The following is a 16,079-nucleotide window of genomic DNA, read 5'->3' on the forward strand; positions in this document are numbered from 1 at the left end:
GAGCCATCCGACGCGGCCGCGGTCGGGTGGACGCCGGCCGTGGTGGGGCGGAAGATGGGACGCGTACACCCGCTACCGGCAGGAGGAACGCTGTGAATCCGACGTCGCCCGAGGAACTCCGAGCGCTGGCACGTAAGAACCTCGTCCCGCACTTCACCCGAGCCGAGGCCTGGCGGTCGGCCGAACTGCCGGTGATCGACCACGGGGAGGGCTGCTACGTCTACGACGACGGTGGGCGGCGCTATCTGGACGGTCTGTCCGGGCTCTTCTGCGTCAACATCGGGCACGGCCGGACCGACATCGTCGCCGCGGCGATGAAGCAGATGGAGAAGCTGCCCTACTGGCCCAACTGGGGAGCCGCGCACCCGTCCGCGATCGAGGCGGCCGCCAAGATCGCCGAGCTGACTCCGGGCGATCTCGACCGGATCTTCTTCTCCAACTCCGGATCCGAGGCGGTGGAGTCGGCGATCAAGTTCAGCCGGCAGTACCACCGCAGCCAGGGGCAGCCGGAGCGAACCGTGATCATCGCCCGCGAGATGGCCTATCACGGCGTCACGATGGGTGCGCTGGCCCTCACCGGGATCCCTTGGTACAAAGAGCCTTTCACGCCGGTGATGCCCGACGTCCGGCACTTCCCGAACACCTTGGGCGAGACGATCCCCGAGGGTGGCACAGCGGCTGATCTCCCGTCGATCGCAGCCCTGAAGTCGATCATCGACGAGGTCGGCGGGGACAAGGTGGCGGCGATCTTCGCCGAACCTGTCCAGAATTCCCAAGGCGCCCTGGTCCCGCCTGACGGCTATTGGCAGGAACTCCGGGCGATCTGCGATCAGCACGGCATCCTGCTGGTTGCCGACGAGGTGATCTGCGGCTTCGGCCGGGTCGGAGACTGGTTCGGCACCGCACGCTTCGGCGTCGTACCGGACATGATCACCTTCGCCAAGGCGGCGACGTCGGGGTATGCCCCGTTGGGCGGGATGGCGATCCGTACGCCGTTGGTCGAGGCGCTCTGGGATTCCCCGGACGGCGGATCCTTCTTCCACGGCAACACCTGGGGCGGCCATCCGGTCGCCACCGCCGCGGCCGTGGCCAACATCGACGCCATGATCGAGATGAACGCGGTCGGCAACGTCCGCGAACTGGAGTCGCACTTCCGGGCCGGCCTGGATCAGGTCCGCGATGCCCATCCGACGGTCGCCGACGTCCGCGGCACCGGCTACTTCTACGCCATCGAGTTCACCGCCGACCGCGAGTCCGGCCGGTCACTCACCTCCGATCAGGCGCAACAGATCGTCCGCACGGTGCTGCCGACCGCCATGCGCGAGGCCGGTTTGCTCACCCGCCCCGATGACCGTGGTGCCACCATGCTGATCCTGGCCCCGCCGTTGATCGCCGACAGCGCCGTCCTGGACGAGCTTGTCGGCCAGGTCGATCAACTGGCCACCGCAGTGGACGCCTTCGTCGGTTCCTGAGCTCGTCGTTCAGGGGCGGGCGGTGAGCTGCAGCTGCCGGCGGAGTTCGGGTGAGGCCGACCGCAGCCACTGCTCCACCCCGAAGATGTGGGTGGTGACGGCGGCACTGACCACGGCCGGCATCCGGGCCCGCAGTGCCCGGACGATCGCCCGATGCTCGGCGGTGGTCCGGGCCAGCGCGTGCGCCTCGGTGCTGCCGCGCCACAGTCGGGCGCGTTGGATCGGGCCGGCGATGCTGTCCAACAGCGACGTCAGCACCGGATTGCCCGAACCGGCGACGATCATCTTGTGGAACTCCAGATCCGAGGCGACCAGTTCCTCGACGCTCGGATCCTCGCCGAGCCGGTCCAGATGGGCATCGAGCTCATCGATCTCGGCGTCGGTCAGCCGGACACAGGCCATCTCGCTCGCGGCCGGCTCCAGGATCCTGCGGACCTCGAGGAAGTGCAGCACCTCGTCGTCGCGATGGAAGTCCACGACGAAAGCCATCCCGCCGAGCAGCATCACCGAGTCCAGGCTGGCGACGTAGGTCCCGTCGCCTTGCCGGACGTCGAGCACGCCGAGCATCGACAGCCCCTTGACGGCTTCGCGCAGCGAACTCCGGGACAGACCGAGCCGATCGGCGAAGTCCGCCTCCCGTGGCAGCCGCTGCCCCGGAGCCAGCTCGCCGCTGATGATCATCTGCTTGATCTTCTGGACCGCGACATCGGTCAGGGCAGGCGAGCCGTCGACCCTCGGCTTTCGCATCGTTGAGACCGCCACTTCTTCCATCGGCGCCAGCAGCACGGCCACAAGACATCCGACCAATGGTCCGACGATACTGACAGCCATCAGAGGACTTGTCCAGCCTTGGGATACTTCGATGCCATGCGCGCGCAGAAAATCGGATGTATCGCTTGCGCTCCTCAGCAAATCATCCGATCATTGTGCCTGGGATTGGTCGCCCCAGTCGCAGTGGTGCCTGGCGTGCGTCGTGCCGATTGCCTCAAGGAGGAGGAACGAGATGACAGGAAGATCCAACGAGAAGCTGCGGCTGTCCCGGCGCGCGCTGCTCGCTGCTGGTGCGGCTGGTGCGGCCGCCTTCGGTACGCCGCTGCTCGCGGGCTGCGACTCCTCCGGCGGCGGTTCCGGACCCAAGGGATCGAAGCCGACGATTCCGCCGATGGAACTGGGCCCGGAGGTCAAGGGGCCGGTTTTCAAGTCCGGCTACGTCGGGCCGCGGGCCCGGGAGAAGAAGCCGTTCGGTGACGGCAAGAAGACCTTCCGGATCGTCGTGCCGCAGGACTCGCAGACCGTCGGCGACTGGAACAAGAACAAGACCACGGCGTGGTTCGAGGAGCGAACCGGAGTCAAGGTCAAGTTCGAGGCAGTGTTGATCACCAACCCCAACGGTGGCGACGACATGACCAAGATCAACGCGATGCTGTCCGGCGGCGACCTGCCGGACGCGTTCATGGGCGTCCCCTTCACCACCGCGCAGGTCTCGCTCTATGGTCAGCAGGGCCTCTTCCAGCCACTGGACGATCTGATCGCGACGTACGCACCGGAGACCCGGCAGGCGATGAAGGACTATCCGGACCTGCGCGCTCTGAAGGCCAGCAACGACGGCAAGCTGTATCAGATGCCGGGCGTCAACGACTGCTACCACTGCCGCAGCAGCAACGGCCGAGCCTGGATCAGCCAGACCTACCTGGACAAGGTCGGCGCGAAGATGCCGACCACCACCGAAGAGCTGCGCCAGGTGCTGCTGGAGTTCAAGGGCAAGAACCCGTCGGGCAAGAGTGGCTTCGTGCCGTTCGCCTCGGGTGTCAACAACGCTCTGGATCCGTTCTTCATGCAGCCGTTCCTGTACACCCCGGGTGGTGACCAGAACGGCGGCTGGATGCGGCTGAACAACGGCAAGGTCGAGTTCACCCCGAATCTGCCCGAGTGGCGCGAGGCACTGAAGTATCTGCGTCAGCTCGGCGACGACGGTGTACTCACCGCACAGAACTTCTCGATGAGCGACACCGAGCTGCAGACCGCCGGCAACAAGGGCATGATCGGCTTTGCTCGCGCCTACTGGTGGGGATCCTTCTTCAACCCGGTCACCCTCGAGAAGGATGCGCCGTGGCGTGACTACGTGGCGGTTCCGCCGCTGAAGGGCCCGAACGGCAATCAGGTCGCTCAGTGGGACTACTACGGCTTCAGCACTAACGGGCTGCAGATCACCAGCGCTTGCAAGAATCCCGAGATCCTCGTCCAGTGGTCGGACTATCAGATGGACCTGGAGTCGATCATGTGGATGTACGACGGCATCAAGGACAAGAACTGGTTCTGGGCCAAAGAAGGCGCCGACGGGATCGACGGTGGGCAGGCGCTGTTCCGCGACGTCCAATGGCCGGCCCCGGAGGGCCAGTCCTGGAATCAGTACGCGACGATGTACCGCTCGCTGGACTTCCGCGGAGGGCAGCAGGTCAACCCCAAGGAGCCGACGTATGAAAAGGGTCTCTACGACGCCGGCCGACTCTACGAACCGTTTGCCCAGAAGAAGGAGATGCAGCTTCCGCCGGTGATCATCCCCGACGAGAGCGCGGCCCAAGTGGCCGATACCGCGACCTCGATCCAGCAGCAGGTCAAGCAGGGGCTGTCCCAGTTCGCGCTGGGCAAGAAGGACATCAACAAGGATGCCGACTGGCAGGGCTACGTCGATGCGTTCAAATCCATGGATCTCCAGGGCTACCTGGACATCTACCAGAAGGCCTACGACTCCAGGCCGAAGTGATCATGAGGATCAAGGAACCCAAGGGCGACCGGGCCTACTACATCGTCAACTACTGCGTGTTGATCGTCTTCACGCTGATGGTGCTGTACCCGCTCGTCTACGTCCTGAGTGCGTCCTTCTCCAGCGCCGGCGCGATCGCCAACAACGAGGTGGTGCTCTGGCCCGTCGGCGTCACGGCGGATGCGTACAAGACGATCCTGGAGTCGCCGAACCTGGTGATCGGCTTTGCCAACTCCGTGCTGTACACGGTGGCCGGTGCACTGATCGGGACGGCGCTGACCCTGCTGGCCGGCTACGCGACGTCCCGGGACGATCTGCCGTTCCGTCGGTTACTGACCTTCTTCTTCCTGATCCCGGCGCTGTTCGCCGGCGGAATCGTGCCGACCTACATCGTGGTCCAGCAGCTCGGGCTGCTGGACACCCGGTGGGCGATCATCCTGCCCGGCGCGATGAGCGTGTTCAACGTGATCATCACCCGCACGTTCTACCAGATGAACGTGCCCAACGAGGTGTTGGAGGCGGCCAAGGTCGACGGCGCCAACGACTTCCGCTTCTTCTTCCGAATCGCACTGCCGCTGAGCAAGCCGATCATCGCGGTCAACCTGCTCTTCTACGGCATCACTCAGTGGAACGGCTGGTTCAACGCCTTCCTCTACACCACCGATCCGGGACTGCAGCCGTTGCAGCTGGTGCTGCGGGAGCTGTTGAGCCAGAGCGCGATCAACCCGTCCATGATCGGCAGCGGTGACGTCGCCGAGTTGCTCCGTCGCAAGGAACTCTTCGACAAGCTGAAGTACGCGATGATCGTCGTCGCGATGATCCCGCCGCTGATCGCCTACCCGTTCGTCCAGAAGCACTTCGTCAAGGGCGCGCTGATTGGATCCGTCAAATGACCACGACGTCCGTCGCCGAGCGCGACGCCTCGCCGAAGCACAAGCAGCGGCGCCGGCAGCCGACACGTCCGGATCAGGTCCGCAAGGCGCCCTTGCTGCGTCGGATGGGCCGGGCCTGGCAACTGTACGTGCTGCTGATCCCTCCGGTGGTGTTCTCGATCGTCTTCCTGTACTGGCCGATGTACGGCCTGCAGCTGGCGTTCAAGAACTACAACATCATGGAGGGCATCAACGGCAGCCCTTGGGTCGGCATGCAGTACGTGACGCAGTTCTTCCACAGCCATCTGTTCTGGCCGGTGATCAAGAACACCCTGGTGCTCAACATCTACGCGCTGCTCGCACTCTTCCCGTTGCCGATCCTGCTGGCGTTGCTGCTCAACTCGCTGCGCAACCAGCGCTTCAAGAAGACCGTGCAGTTGATCACGTACGCGCCGTACTTCATCTCCACGGTGGTGCTCGTCGGCATCATCCTGATGCTGTTCTCGCCGACCACCGGCGTGGTCAACCGGCCGATCGCGGCCCTGTTCGGGTCACCGGTGGACTTCCTGAGTGAGGGATTGTTCCGACACACCTACGTCTGGTCCGGCGCTTGGCAGACCCTCGGCTATTCGGCGATCATCTTCCTGGCCGCGCTGGCCGGTGTCGATCCGCAGCTGCACGAGGCGGCCCGGGTCGACGGTGCGAGCATCCTGCGCCGGATCTGGCACATCGACCTGCCCAGCATCCTGCCGGTCACGGTGACGCTGTTGATCTTGAACATGGGACAGATGCTGAGTGTCGGCTTCGAGAAGGTGTTGCTGATGCAGAACCCCAACAACCTGTCGGTGTCACAGGTGTTGGACACCTATTCGTTCCAGATCGCCTTCCAGTCCCAGATCCCGCAATACTCCTATGCCACGGCCATCGCCCTGTTCAAGGCCGTGATCTCGCTGATCCTCATCCTGCTGGCCAACTGGCTGGCTCGACGGGTGGCGAAGCAGGGACTGTTCTGAGCGTGAGAACCTGGAGGCATGCTCAACCGTAGGGAGTTCCTGGCCACCCTGCCGCGGCGCCGGCTCGCCGCCGGTGCGATCATCCGAGACCGGTCCGATCGGGTCTGCCTGGTCGAGCCGACCTATCGGGAGCACTGGCTGCTGCCGGGCGGAACCGTCGAGGCCGACGAATCACCCCGCAGCGGCTGCGCCCGGGAGGTCCTCGAGGAGCTCGGCCTCGATCTGACCATCGGGGCCATGCTCTGCATGGAGTGGGTGGCACCGGACGGCACCGACGATCCGCACGGAGCGTTGATGTTCTGCTACGACGGCGGTGTCCTCGACGAGTCGGTGATCGCGTCGATCGTCACGCCGCCGGACGAGCTGCACGGCTACCGGTTCGTCCCGGTGGCCGAGTTGGGCACCTACACCAATCAACGCAACCGGCGCCGGATCGAGGCCGCGGTCGCCGCGATCGGCGGACCGGTCGCCGAACTGGAACCGGCATGATCATCGTGGTCCGCCGAGCAGTCACCGGTCGACCGTGATCACCGGCTACACCACGATCGGCGCGGCCGTCGAGGCCGAAATCGAGGATCGCCGGTCCCGCTTCATCTGCCGGCTCGCCCCGGTCACGGACGAGGACGCGGCCCGGTCGGTGATCACAGCCGTCCGAGCCGAGCACTGGGACGCACGACACCACTGCACGGCATTCGTCCTCGGCCCGGACCGGTCGACCCGACGCAGCAACGACGACGGCGAGCCGGCCGGGACCGCCGGTGCACCGATGCTGCAGACGCTCGAGGGCGCCGACATCACCGACGTGGTCGCGGTGGTGACCCGCTACTTCGGCGGCACCCTGCTCGGGTCGGGTGGACTGATCAGGGCGTACGGGTCGGCGACCCGCGCGGCCATCGACCGGGCAACCCTGCGGCACTTCACGATCGGGGAACTCCTGGAGATCACCGCCGACCATGCGACCGCACCACGTTTGGACAATGATCTGCGGGAACGTGGTGTCGAGATCCTCGGGATCGAGTACGGCGCCCGGGTCACGCTGCGGATCGCCGTGTCCGCCGGTGAGCTGGACCCGGTGCGGTCGGCGATCGCCACCGTGAGCCACGGCGATGCCGTGGTCCGGTCGATCGGCACGGCCTGGCGCCCGGACTGATATCCGGCATCGCGGCCGACCCTGGGACGGCCCGACGGCTACCAGTCGTCGACACCGAAGAGTTTGCGGCCCAGGTCGCCCATCGCCGCCAGTTGATCATCGTCGTAGCTGTTCGGTGCCGGCTTGGCGCCGGCGCCCCAGGTCTGGTCCTCACGCACCCAACGAACGAAGTAGGCGACCCGGGCAGTGGAGTTGCGGTTGTGCGATGCGCCGTGCGGCATCAGGTGGTGCAGCAGGGCGAAGTCACCGGCCTCGCCGGTGATCTCGACACTCGTCAGGTGTTCGATCTGCTTCCAGTCCTGATGCAGATGCCGGCCACCCGATCCTGCTGCCCGGGCCTCGGCTTCGACGATCTTGTGACCCCCGGGCACCACATGGATGCCTCCGCCTCCTGCCTCGACGTCGGTCAGGTAGTAGCAGCCGCCGACCTGGAGCTCTTGCTGGTCGAAGGTGAAGTCGTCGGCGGAGGTCGGTACCGACGCGTCGAGATGCAGGGTCTGACTCAACGGCCGGTCGGTGTGCGCGTCGTTGCGGATCGTGATCCCCACCGACCCGTCCATCACCCGCAGACGGGTCGAGCCGAGCAGTTGGCTGGCGGCGCCGTACAGCTTGTCGTTGGTCATCAACGGCAGCAGGTCCGGGGTGTCGAAGGTCTGCCGCCCCGGGCCGGCCATCGGCTTGATCCGGCCGTCGTAGGACCCCCAGACCGCGGGGATCTCCAGGCTCGGCGGCATCATCGACAGGATGGACTGTCGGTAGCTCTCGGCGTCCTCGGCGGACAGGGCGCCCTTGATGATCACGAAGCCTTGCTCGTCGAATTCGGCGAGCTGTTCATCGGTCAGGACGGGAGGAGACGACAGCGCTGAGGTCATGGAACTCGAGGTTATCGCTGCCCGACCATGATCATCAATAGCCGCGATCGGCAATACTCAGGCCGAACCTCAGGACTCGGCGACCACCTTGTCCGCCAACCACTCCAGCAGCGGGCGCAATTCGGCACCGACCTGCTCGACCCGATCCAGCGCCTCGGCACCGAACAACCAGTCGTCGAAGCCGAGATGCCGGGCGGCGATCAGCGATCGATGCCGCAGCAGGTCCGCGCGCGGATGATCGGCCGGGTAGCCCTTCGGCACCCGTTTCATCCTGTCCCCCTTGATCTCGTAGCCACGCTCGACGAGGTCGTCGACGATCCGCTGCAGCCGGGCACCGGAACGACCGGCGACCGCTGCCCGGAACCGTTCCCGCTGCTCCGTCGACCCGTACCACCAGGCGCCCTGCATCGTCATCCCCTCGAACCCGAGCCCGACGCCGATCTCGATGTTCCGGTCGATCCTGATCGATGACGACTGGTTCTGCCACCACCACGCGGTCTTGCCGTAATGCCACACCGCATGGTCGGCATAGCTGGGGTCGCGATCCGCCAGCTCGTCCAGCAGCTGGATCATCGGGACCCTGACCAGCCGCTCGCGGTCGGCGCGGACCTCCTCCCGGACCGACAGCGGCGGATCTCCCTCGAGGCGAGCGAGCACGTCGAACGCCTCGCGCGGCCAGCCGTTGAATGCCATGGCTCGATCCTGGCAGCAAGCACCGACGGTTCGGGCGCACAGCCACGGCTCAGCTCCGAGGCCATCCGATCATTACTATTGACCGAGTGGACAATAAGCGCTCACTCGGTGCCGCCACCGGCATCGTGATCGGCTATCTCGGACTCACGCTCAGCACCCTCGCCGCGCTCGTGATCATGGCGGCAGCAGCACCCCGATACGCCACCACCGAAGCCTGGGTGCATGCGATCATCGTGGCCGTCTTCGCCGTCGTCCTCACCCTGCGCCTGCGAGCGGCACGAGCCGGTGACCGACGGGCTGTTCGCGCCGTCGGCATCATTGCCGCGGTGCTGCTGATCGCCAACCTGATCGAGGCTGCCACCGGTCTGTTCCCCGGCTGGATGCGGATCGAGATGATCGTCATCGCCGCGCTGATGGCCGTGCTCCTGGTGACGGTCGTGCGAGGCTCTCGACAAACGGTCGCCGAGCAGCGGTCGGGCAACTGATGGCAGCCGCACGGTCGGGCCCGCGACAACGACTCGGCGAAGACGAACGCCGCTCGCAGATCATCGACGGCTGCGTCGCGGCGCTGGCACGGCACGGGTATCGCCACACGTCACTGGCCCAGGTTGCGCTGGCGGCAGGTGTCTCCAAGGGACTGGTCTCGCACTATTTCAGCGACCGCGAGGCACTGATGGAACAGACCGCACTCGCCACCGTGAACGCTCTGCGGGACGACTTGGCGGCACGGATCGACACCACGGCACCGGTGGCGGAGGTGATCCGCTCGGCCTTGCACGAGGTGGTGGCGCTGGGCCGGACCCACGGCGCCCACCTGCGGGCGGTCAACGCGATCGTGCACAACCTGCGCCGGGCCGACGGCAGCCCACGCCTCGATCTGCATCTGTACGAGGAGACGTACCGGCAGCAGCAGGAACTGTTCCGCCGAGGGCAACGCTCCGGCGAACTCCGCGACTTCGACACTCGCGTGATGGCGGTCACCTACCAGGGTGCGATCGACACCATGCTCGCCTATCTGGCCTCCCACTCCGAGCAGGACGCCGACGAGTACGCCGATGCGCTGGCCGACCTGCTGATCAACGCGATCAGTCGCTGAGCGGAGAGGCGGCCGATTCTTCGGTGTTCGCCGCCGCTCCCTCACCGCACAAGCGGGCTACGCCTCGGAGAGCGTCAGTCGCCAGCGCAGTTCGCCCGATCGGTCGAGGACGGCGGCGGCCTCCGGGTCGGCGGCCGGTTCGGCGGTCCGCCCGATCATCGGCTCGATCCCGATCGTCCGGTATGGCGCGGCCGCGGGCCAGCCGTCCAGATTGCGCCAATACATCAACGAGGTCGACGCCTCACCGGTGGTCACTTCCCAGCGCAACCGGAGCCGGTCGGAACCGTCCACCACGACGACCTCGGCACAGTCGATGATCATCGCGTACGCCGTGCCGTCGACCGGTAGCAGCCGGCCGGCGTCCACGGCGCCGAGCTGCGGCCAGTAGCTCTGTTGCAGCGTCGGATGATCAAGGACTCGCATCGGTGGCCGGCCGGTGATCTCGATCCGTGCCTGCGGGCCGAGATCGAGCAGTGCGTGCACGGCGTGGGTGAATCGCAGGCCGGGCGATCCCTGGATCCGGTAGTCGATGGTGAGTCCGTCGGCGCCGGGGACGACGGTGCGCTGCAGGTGTGCTTCGGCGACGTCACAGCCGGCGCTCGACGGCCCCTCCGACGGTGTCCACGGGGCGGTCCACGCGGCCCCATGATCGGGAGCGCCGCGGACGGTCGGGAAACACTCCTCCGCCCCGCCGGCGTCGACGAAGTCCTGACCGCTGATCGCGATGTCGCGTGCCTCGTGGATCGCGGGATCGGGATGGCGCCACAGCCACTCGCGGTCTGCACTGCGCAGCGAGGTCCATCTGCCACCGTGCTGCAGATCGCTGCTGAGTCGAAGGGTCATCGCCCGCCCTCACCGGTGATCATCCCTGGCGTTCCAGGATGATCAGATCCGCATCAGGGGCCAGCACGGACCGGATCGGCAGTCCGACGGCCATCGCGTCGGCACCGCTGACGGTGTCGCCACCGACCCGGCGGTAGCGGGCGTCCGGGTCGAGACCACGCGGCCGCACCGTCTCGTCCCGGTCGGCGCCCGGCCGCAGGAACACGAAAAGACAGCTGCGGTCCCGGTCGCCGTACTCGAGCATGTAGATCGGGTCCTGCGGCGTGCCGTGCCGGTGGACGTCGCCGTTGTGCACGGTGCCGCGGATCTCCTTGTAGGTGGCGATCAGCTCCGCGGCGCGGCTCCGGGTCGCGCTGTCCCAGCCGAGCAGGTCCGATCCGACCCCGAGCACACCGGTCATCGCCACCGCGAACCGGAAGCCGAGGCTGGCCGGGTCATGGTCGAGTTCGTCCGGTTCGTCGGTGACCCAGGAGCTCATCACCGATGCCGGATAGCGACCGAGGAAGCCGTGTTGGATCGCGAGCCGGTCCCGCGGTCCGGTCTCGTCGCTGGTCCAGACGACATCGGTGCGGGCGAGGACGGCGTTGTCGATCCGGCCACCGCCGCCGGCGCAGGCCTCGACGGTGACGTGGGGGAACTCGGTCCGTAGCAGGTGCAACAGGGCGTAGTAGCCCAGTGTGTGTTGCACGCTCCATTGCCGTCCATGATCATCTCCGGGGCGGCCGCCGTCGCTGATCGGGCGGTTCAGGTCCCACTTCAGGTAGCTGATCCGGCTGTCGGCCAGGACGTCTCGCAGCATCTGGCCGACCCAGGCCAGCACCTCGGGTCGCCCGAGATCGAGGACGTACTGGTTGCGTCCGGTGAGCAGTGGCCGGTCCCCAGCACGGTAGATCCAGTCCGGGTGAGCGCGGAAGAGATCGCTGTCCGGGTTGACCGCCTCCGGCTCGACCCACAGACCGAAGCGCATCCCGGCCCCGGTCACCGTGTCGATCAACGGGCCCAGCCCGTCGGGGAACTTGGCCGGATCCGGGGTCCAGTCGCCGAGCCCTGCGCGGTCACTGGTCCGTCCGGCGAACCAGCCGTCGTCGACAACGAACACCTCGGCACCGAGTTCGGCGGCGATTCCGGCCAACCGGCGTTGATGATCGAGCTCGACATCGAACTCGGTCGCATACCACGAGTTGTAGACGATCGGTCGGTGATCAACAGCCTGGTTGCGGGCCAGCTGCCCACGTTGATACCGGTGCCACTGCGCCGCCATCGCGTCGGAGTCCTCGGCCGCGCCACGGATCCCCAGCATGGCGGGAGTTTCGAACGACTCCCCCGGCTCCAAGGTGATCACGCAGGTCTCGTCGTCGATGCCACCGGCGACCCGGACACGATCGGCGCCCGGCACCGCATCGACCAGCATCCGCCAGGAACCGCTCCAGGCCAGGGCGATCGAGTAGCTCGGCCTCGCGCTGCCTGCATCCCAGTCGTCCAGCGGCGCGACCGTGATCACCGGACTGTAGCGGTGCGAGGTGAAGCCCTGCCGGCTGCCGATCGACAGCTCACCCGACGGCAGCACGGCCCGTTGTTCGCCGAACTCGTGAGCCCAGGCACCTGCGAGATAGTCGATCCGGGCTCCCGGGCCGATCGGCAGCTGCCAGCCGGCACTGAACAGCCGCGGGAAGGTCAGCGATCGGCTGCCGGTGTTCTTGACGATCACCTTCTTGGCGACCACGTCATGATCACGACTGGTTTCGATCTCGGAGGTCAACCGCAGCTGTCCGGTGCTGTCGGTGTGCACGGCCCGCAGGATCGTCCGGGGACCGTCGGTGTCCAGCGTGACCTGGGCCGGGTCGAGTCGCAGCCGTGCACCGATCAGCCCGTCACCATGATCGACGATCAGCTCGGCTCCCCTGGTCTGCCGGGTGCCGGTCGCGGAGTACTCGGTCGGCACCGCGTCGATCTCCAGGTCGTAGTTGACCCACGGCATCTTCCACGGCTGTTCGTCACTCCGCTCACCCCAGCCGATCATGATCAGGCCGGTGCCGTCCGGTGACTCGGACACCGCATACTCGCTGCCGCGGGTCGGCAGCCGCCACACCCGTCCGTCTCGGTCGGTGCTGTCAGTCACTTGTTGGCTCCTACCAACAGTCCGGACACGAAGTGCTTCTGAAAGATGAAGAAGACGATCGCGGGCGGCAGTGCGGCGATGATCGACCCGGCGGCGACGACGTTCCACTCGCTGACGTAGCCGCCCTGCAGATTGAGCAGTGCCGCGGTGACCGGAAACTTGGTCTGGGTCCGCAGCACCGTCATCGCCCAGAGCAGGTCGTTGAAGATCCAGGTCGTTGCCAACGCGGCCAGCGCCGCCAATGACGGCCGGCACAGCGGCAGCACGATCCGCAGGTAGATCCGCCAAGGGCCGGCACCGTCGACCACCGCGGCCTCGAACACCTCCTGCGGAATGCTGCGCATGAAGCCGTGCAGCACGAAGGTGTAGAAGCCCAGCCCGAAGCCGACCTGTACCACGATCAGCGCGAACAGGGTGTCGTAGATTCCCAACCCTTCGGCGATCTTGGCGACCGGGATCAACAAGATCTGTGGGGGCATCAGGTTGCCCGCCAGCATGATCAGCAGGATCACCCGGCGGAACGGGATCCGAAATCTGCTCAGCGCGTACGCCGCCATCGACCCGAGCAACAGGCTCAGCACGACCGCCGACACCGTGACGATCACACTGTTCCCGAGGGCGTGTTTGGTGCCGGCGTTGAAGGCGGTGATGAAACCCTCGACAGTGAAGCTTCGCGGTAGGGAGGACAGTCCGTTCAACGACAGGTCGTCGAAGGAGCGGAAGGCAATCACGGTGACGAACACCAGTGGGCTGATGTACAGCAGCGTGAACGGGATCATGATCACGTGGAAGACCGGCGAGCGTTTGTTCGGGCCACGGGCACGGCCACGGTGGGTGGTGTCGGCTGCTGCCACGGTTGCCATCGCTCAGTCCTCCTGTCGAGACGCGCGGGCGAGATAGCTGATGATGAAGCCGACCGCGAGGACGAAGATCACGACCGCGATCGCCGAGCCGTAGCCGAGGTTCACCACGGTGAACCCCTGCTCGAACATGTAGGTGCTGAGCAGTTGGCTGCTGTCGTACGGGCCGCCCCTGGTCATCGCCCAGACGATGTCGAAGGTGCGGAGCGAGTCGATCACGGTGACGGCGAAGATCACCGTGTTGACGCCCTTCAACTGGGGCATCACCACCGACCAGAATCGCTGCCAGCGGTTGGCGCCGTCGACCGCGGCCGCCTCCTCCAGGGACGGGTCGCAGCCCTTCAGCCCGGCGAGGTAGAGCACCATGATGTAGCCCACTTGGCGCCAGACGGCCGCCACCAGAACGGCCAGCAGCGCGGTGTCCGGGTCGGCCAGCCACGGATGTTCGAGCTTGCTCAGCCCGACCAGGCCGAGCATGGTGTTCACCGCGCCGTCGGGCTGGTAGATCACTCGCCAGAACAGCCCGGTGACGGCCAGCGAGAACACCATCGGCAGGTAGATCGCGCTGCGATAGATGCCGACGCCGCGGCGCGGCTTGTTCAGGGCAACTGCGAGGGCCAACCCGCCCGCCACCGACAGCCCGCCGAACAGCACCACCCAGATCGCGTTGTTGATCAACGCGGTCCGGAAGACCGGATCGACGGCGAGATCGGCGAAATTCTGCAGGCCGATGTATTCGGCCGGGCCGACCCCCTTCCACCGGGTCAACGACAAGGAGAACGAATTGGCGGCCGGCCAGAACACCCAGGCGATCTCCATCACCACCGGGATGATCAGGAACAACCAGGCCACCGGTGGCACCCGGCGCAGCGCCCGGCCGGCCGCCCGCATCCGGGTCGGCCGGGCCGGTGCGATCTCCTCGGCCATCGTCGTGCTGGCGGCCGGTGCTGTCACGACTTCCAGACCTTCTCCGCCGACTTCTGCCAGTCCTTCAGGATCGAGGTCAGCTCGTCGGGATGGTCGATGAACCGGGTCAACGCCTTGTCCGCGGTGAGCTGCAGTTCATCGGAGGAGTCGCGGTTGAAGAACTGGGTGATCTCCTTGGTCTTGTCCAACAGGGCAAGACCCTTCTTCACCATCGGTGAGAAGTTGGAGGTGTCGACGTCCGGACTGGTCGGGATGGTCGCCGACGCGGACAATTCGATGTACTTCTGCTGCGGATCCGGCTTGGCCAGATAGGCCATCAGCTCCTTGGCACCGGTCGGATTGGGCGCCTTGGCCGATGCCATGTAGCCGTCGGTCGGTGCTTCCTCGGCGCTGGCGATGGACGGGTCGATGGTCGGCACCGAGAAGAAGTCCAGATCATCGACCACCGACTTCGGCACTGCGGTGGAGATGAAGGAGCCGGTGAGGAACATCGCGGCCTTCTTCTGCACCAGCGGGGTGACCGCGGTCTGGTTGTCGTAGGAGGTCATGTTCGGGTCGAAATACGGCAGGATCCGCTTGTATTCCTGCATCACCTTCACCACCTGGGGATCGGTGAAGGAGTGCTCCCCGGCCAACAGCTCGCGATGGTACGGAGCTCCGTTGATCCGCAGATTGAGGTAGTCGAACCAGCCCGATGCCATCCACGGCGTCGAACCGATGCCGTTGGTCAACGGGTTGATGCCCTTCTTCTTCAGGGTGTTGCAGAGCTTGATGAAGTCGTCCCAGGTTGTCGGTGGCTCGACACCCCAGCCCTTGAACGCCGACTTGCGGTAGAAGATCGACCACCAGTAGTAGCTGGTCGGAATGAAGATCTGCTTGCCGTCCTCTGTGCTGGACAGTGCCTTCAGCGCCGGCGAGAAGTTGGCGCAGACGCCGTCCCCGGTCCACATGTCCGAAACGTCGAGCAACAAGCCCTGCTTGGCGTAGTCCCGGGCGACCGACCCGGCCAGCCAGCCGATCACGTCAGGGGGCGTGGCCGAGGTCAGATAGGTCGACAACTGGGCACGGAACTGCTCCGAGGCGACCGCGTTCACCGTGGTCTTCGGGCCCGGGAACTCCTTGACGACGGTGAGCAGGGCGTCGCGCACCTTCGGCTCGGAGAAGGCGATCTGAAGAGTCAGCGGTGCGTTGGCGTTCTTGGCGCCCGACGCCACCGGCTTCGGCGAGCCGCCCCCACTGCCGATGCAGCCGGTCAGGGCCGCGCCGCTCAGGGCTGCGGCTGCGCCCAACAACGAACGGCGGCCGACCACGGACGAGCCGAACACCGTCCGTCGGATACCGGCCGTCGCGGCCGTCGCGGCCGGTGCGGGATTCATGCTGGCTTGGTTCATCGGAACT

16 protein-coding genes are annotated in these 16,079 nt (G+C 66.2%); 8 read left to right on the top strand and 8 right to left on the bottom strand.

Going from position 1 to position 16,079, the window contains the following annotated elements:
* The first annotated feature begins 92 nt into the window (after positions 1-92).
* Positions 93-1,472 (top strand): aspartate aminotransferase family protein, encoded by a 1,380-nt coding sequence (locus BLU38_RS11685; protein ID WP_091524768.1) that lies wholly within the window; start codon positions 93-95, stop codon positions 1,470-1,472.
* Between the two features lie 9 nt (positions 1,473-1,481).
* On the opposite strand, the gene BLU38_RS11690 is transcribed toward BLU38_RS11685, so the two are convergent.
* Positions 1,482-2,219, bottom strand: coding sequence for a FadR/GntR family transcriptional regulator (locus BLU38_RS11690; RefSeq protein ID WP_091532297.1), 738 nt, complete (start codon positions 2,217-2,219; stop codon positions 1,482-1,484).
* A 256-nt stretch (positions 2,220-2,475) separates the two neighbouring features.
* On the opposite strand from BLU38_RS11690, the gene BLU38_RS11695 reads away from it, so the two are divergent.
* The 5 genes from BLU38_RS11695 to BLU38_RS11715 are packed head-to-tail and all read left to right on the top strand — an operon-like array spanning position 2,476 to position 7,271.
* The gene (locus BLU38_RS11695; RefSeq protein ID WP_091524772.1) at positions 2,476-4,236 is read left to right on the top strand and encodes a type 2 periplasmic-binding domain-containing protein; all 1,761 of its coding nucleotides are present in this window, start codon (positions 2,476-2,478) and stop codon (positions 4,234-4,236) included.
* 2 nt (positions 4,237-4,238) lie between these two features.
* Entirely contained in the window at positions 4,239-5,129 is an 891-nt protein-coding gene (locus BLU38_RS11700; protein ID WP_091524775.1) for a carbohydrate ABC transporter permease, read from the top strand.
* Positions 5,126-6,121, top strand: a complete 996-nt coding sequence (locus BLU38_RS11705; RefSeq protein ID WP_091524778.1) for an ABC transporter permease — start codon at positions 5,126-5,128, stop codon at positions 6,119-6,121. The genes BLU38_RS11700 and BLU38_RS11705 overlap by 4 nt, the downstream gene beginning before the upstream one ends.
* Before the next feature lie 18 nt (positions 6,122-6,139).
* On the top strand, positions 6,140-6,610 hold the full coding sequence (locus BLU38_RS11710) for an NUDIX domain-containing protein (protein ID WP_091524782.1): 471 nt from the start codon (positions 6,140-6,142) through the stop codon (positions 6,608-6,610).
* A 34-nt stretch (positions 6,611-6,644) separates the two neighbouring features.
* Positions 6,645-7,271: a YigZ family protein gene (locus BLU38_RS11715; protein WP_091524786.1), complete on the top strand. Its 627-nt coding sequence runs from the start codon at positions 6,645-6,647 to the stop codon at positions 7,269-7,271.
* A gap of 38 nt (positions 7,272-7,309) precedes the next feature.
* Here BLU38_RS11715 and BLU38_RS11720 read toward each other — a convergent pair whose 3' ends face one another.
* Together BLU38_RS11720 and BLU38_RS11725 are read right to left on the bottom strand one after the other, a co-directional pair.
* Positions 7,310-8,143 carry a phytanoyl-CoA dioxygenase family protein gene (locus BLU38_RS11720; RefSeq protein WP_091524790.1) on the bottom strand — a complete coding sequence of 278 codons (834 nt, stop codon included), beginning with the start codon at positions 8,141-8,143 and terminating at the stop codon, positions 7,310-7,312.
* Between the two features lie 69 nt (positions 8,144-8,212).
* Complete coding sequence (locus tag BLU38_RS11725; RefSeq protein ID WP_091524793.1) at positions 8,213-8,836, bottom strand: DUF2461 family protein; 624 nt, start codon at positions 8,834-8,836, stop codon at positions 8,213-8,215.
* Positions 8,837-8,922: 86 nt separating this feature from the next.
* On the opposite strand from BLU38_RS11725, the gene BLU38_RS11730 reads away from it, so the two are divergent.
* A complete protein-coding gene (locus tag BLU38_RS11730; RefSeq protein WP_091524795.1) occupies positions 8,923-9,321 on the top strand; it encodes a hypothetical protein in 399 nt (132 codons plus the stop codon).
* Entirely contained in the window at positions 9,321-9,932 is a 612-nt protein-coding gene (locus BLU38_RS11735) for a TetR/AcrR family transcriptional regulator (RefSeq protein WP_091524799.1), read from the top strand. Before BLU38_RS11730 ends, BLU38_RS11735 begins: the two co-directional genes overlap by 1 nt.
* Before the next feature lie 57 nt (positions 9,933-9,989).
* Here the strand turns inward: BLU38_RS11735 and BLU38_RS11740 are convergent, their stop codons facing one another.
* Genes BLU38_RS11740 through BLU38_RS11760 form a run of 5 tightly spaced genes read right to left on the bottom strand, consistent with a single transcriptional unit; the run spans position 9,990 to position 16,072 of the window.
* Positions 9,990-10,775, bottom strand: a complete 786-nt coding sequence (locus BLU38_RS11740) for a hypothetical protein (RefSeq protein WP_091524802.1) — start codon at positions 10,773-10,775, stop codon at positions 9,990-9,992.
* A 19-nt stretch (positions 10,776-10,794) separates the two neighbouring features.
* Complete coding sequence (locus BLU38_RS11745; RefSeq protein ID WP_091524807.1) at positions 10,795-12,894, bottom strand: alpha-galactosidase; 2,100 nt, start codon at positions 12,892-12,894, stop codon at positions 10,795-10,797.
* Positions 12,891-13,757, bottom strand: a complete 867-nt coding sequence (locus BLU38_RS11750; RefSeq protein ID WP_172836120.1) for a carbohydrate ABC transporter permease — start codon at positions 13,755-13,757, stop codon at positions 12,891-12,893. The genes BLU38_RS11745 and BLU38_RS11750 overlap by 4 nt, the downstream gene beginning before the upstream one ends.
* Before the next feature lie 3 nt (positions 13,758-13,760).
* Positions 13,761-14,708 carry a carbohydrate ABC transporter permease gene (locus tag BLU38_RS11755; RefSeq protein ID WP_231920301.1) on the bottom strand — a complete coding sequence of 316 codons (948 nt, stop codon included), beginning with the start codon at positions 14,706-14,708 and terminating at the stop codon, positions 13,761-13,763.
* Positions 14,705-16,072, bottom strand: coding sequence for an ABC transporter substrate-binding protein (locus BLU38_RS11760; protein ID WP_197680085.1), 1,368 nt, complete (start codon positions 16,070-16,072; stop codon positions 14,705-14,707). The genes BLU38_RS11755 and BLU38_RS11760 overlap by 4 nt, the downstream gene beginning before the upstream one ends.
* Positions 16,073-16,079 lie beyond the last annotated feature (7 nt).

It is taken from the genome of Microlunatus soli (genome assembly GCF_900105385.1).
In the GTDB taxonomy this organism is placed as follows: Bacteria; Actinomycetota; Actinomycetes; order Propionibacteriales; family Propionibacteriaceae; genus Microlunatus; species Microlunatus soli.

Excerpts from the sequence above, each read along its gene's own strand:
- BLU38_RS11690 (WP_091532297.1), bottom strand. The coding sequence starts at position 2,219 with ATGCGAAAGCCGAGGGTCGACGGCTCGCCTGCCCTGACCGATGTCGCG.
- BLU38_RS11695 (WP_091524772.1), top strand. The coding sequence starts at position 2,476 with ATGACAGGAAGATCCAACGAGAAGCTGCGGCTGTCCCGGCGCGCGCTG.
- BLU38_RS11700 (WP_091524775.1), top strand. The coding sequence starts at position 4,239 with ATGAGGATCAAGGAACCCAAGGGCGACCGGGCCTACTACATCGTCAAC.
- BLU38_RS11705 (WP_091524778.1), top strand. The coding sequence starts at position 5,126 with ATGACCACGACGTCCGTCGCCGAGCGCGACGCCTCGCCGAAGCACAAG.
- BLU38_RS11710 (WP_091524782.1), top strand. The coding sequence starts at position 6,140 with ATGCTCAACCGTAGGGAGTTCCTGGCCACCCTGCCGCGGCGCCGGCTC.
- BLU38_RS11720 (WP_091524790.1), bottom strand. The coding sequence starts at position 8,143 with ATGACCTCAGCGCTGTCGTCTCCTCCCGTCCTGACCGATGAACAGCTC.
- BLU38_RS11725 (WP_091524793.1), bottom strand. The coding sequence starts at position 8,836 with ATGGCATTCAACGGCTGGCCGCGCGAGGCGTTCGACGTGCTCGCTCGC.
- BLU38_RS11735 (WP_091524799.1), top strand. The coding sequence starts at position 9,321 with ATGGCAGCCGCACGGTCGGGCCCGCGACAACGACTCGGCGAAGACGAA.
- BLU38_RS11740 (WP_091524802.1), bottom strand. The coding sequence starts at position 10,775 with ATGACCCTTCGACTCAGCAGCGATCTGCAGCACGGTGGCAGATGGACC.
- BLU38_RS11750 (WP_172836120.1), bottom strand. The coding sequence starts at position 13,757 with ATGGCAACCGTGGCAGCAGCCGACACCACCCACCGTGGCCGTGCCCGT.
- BLU38_RS11760 (WP_197680085.1), bottom strand. The coding sequence starts at position 16,072 with ATGAACCAAGCCAGCATGAATCCCGCACCGGCCGCGACGGCCGCGACG.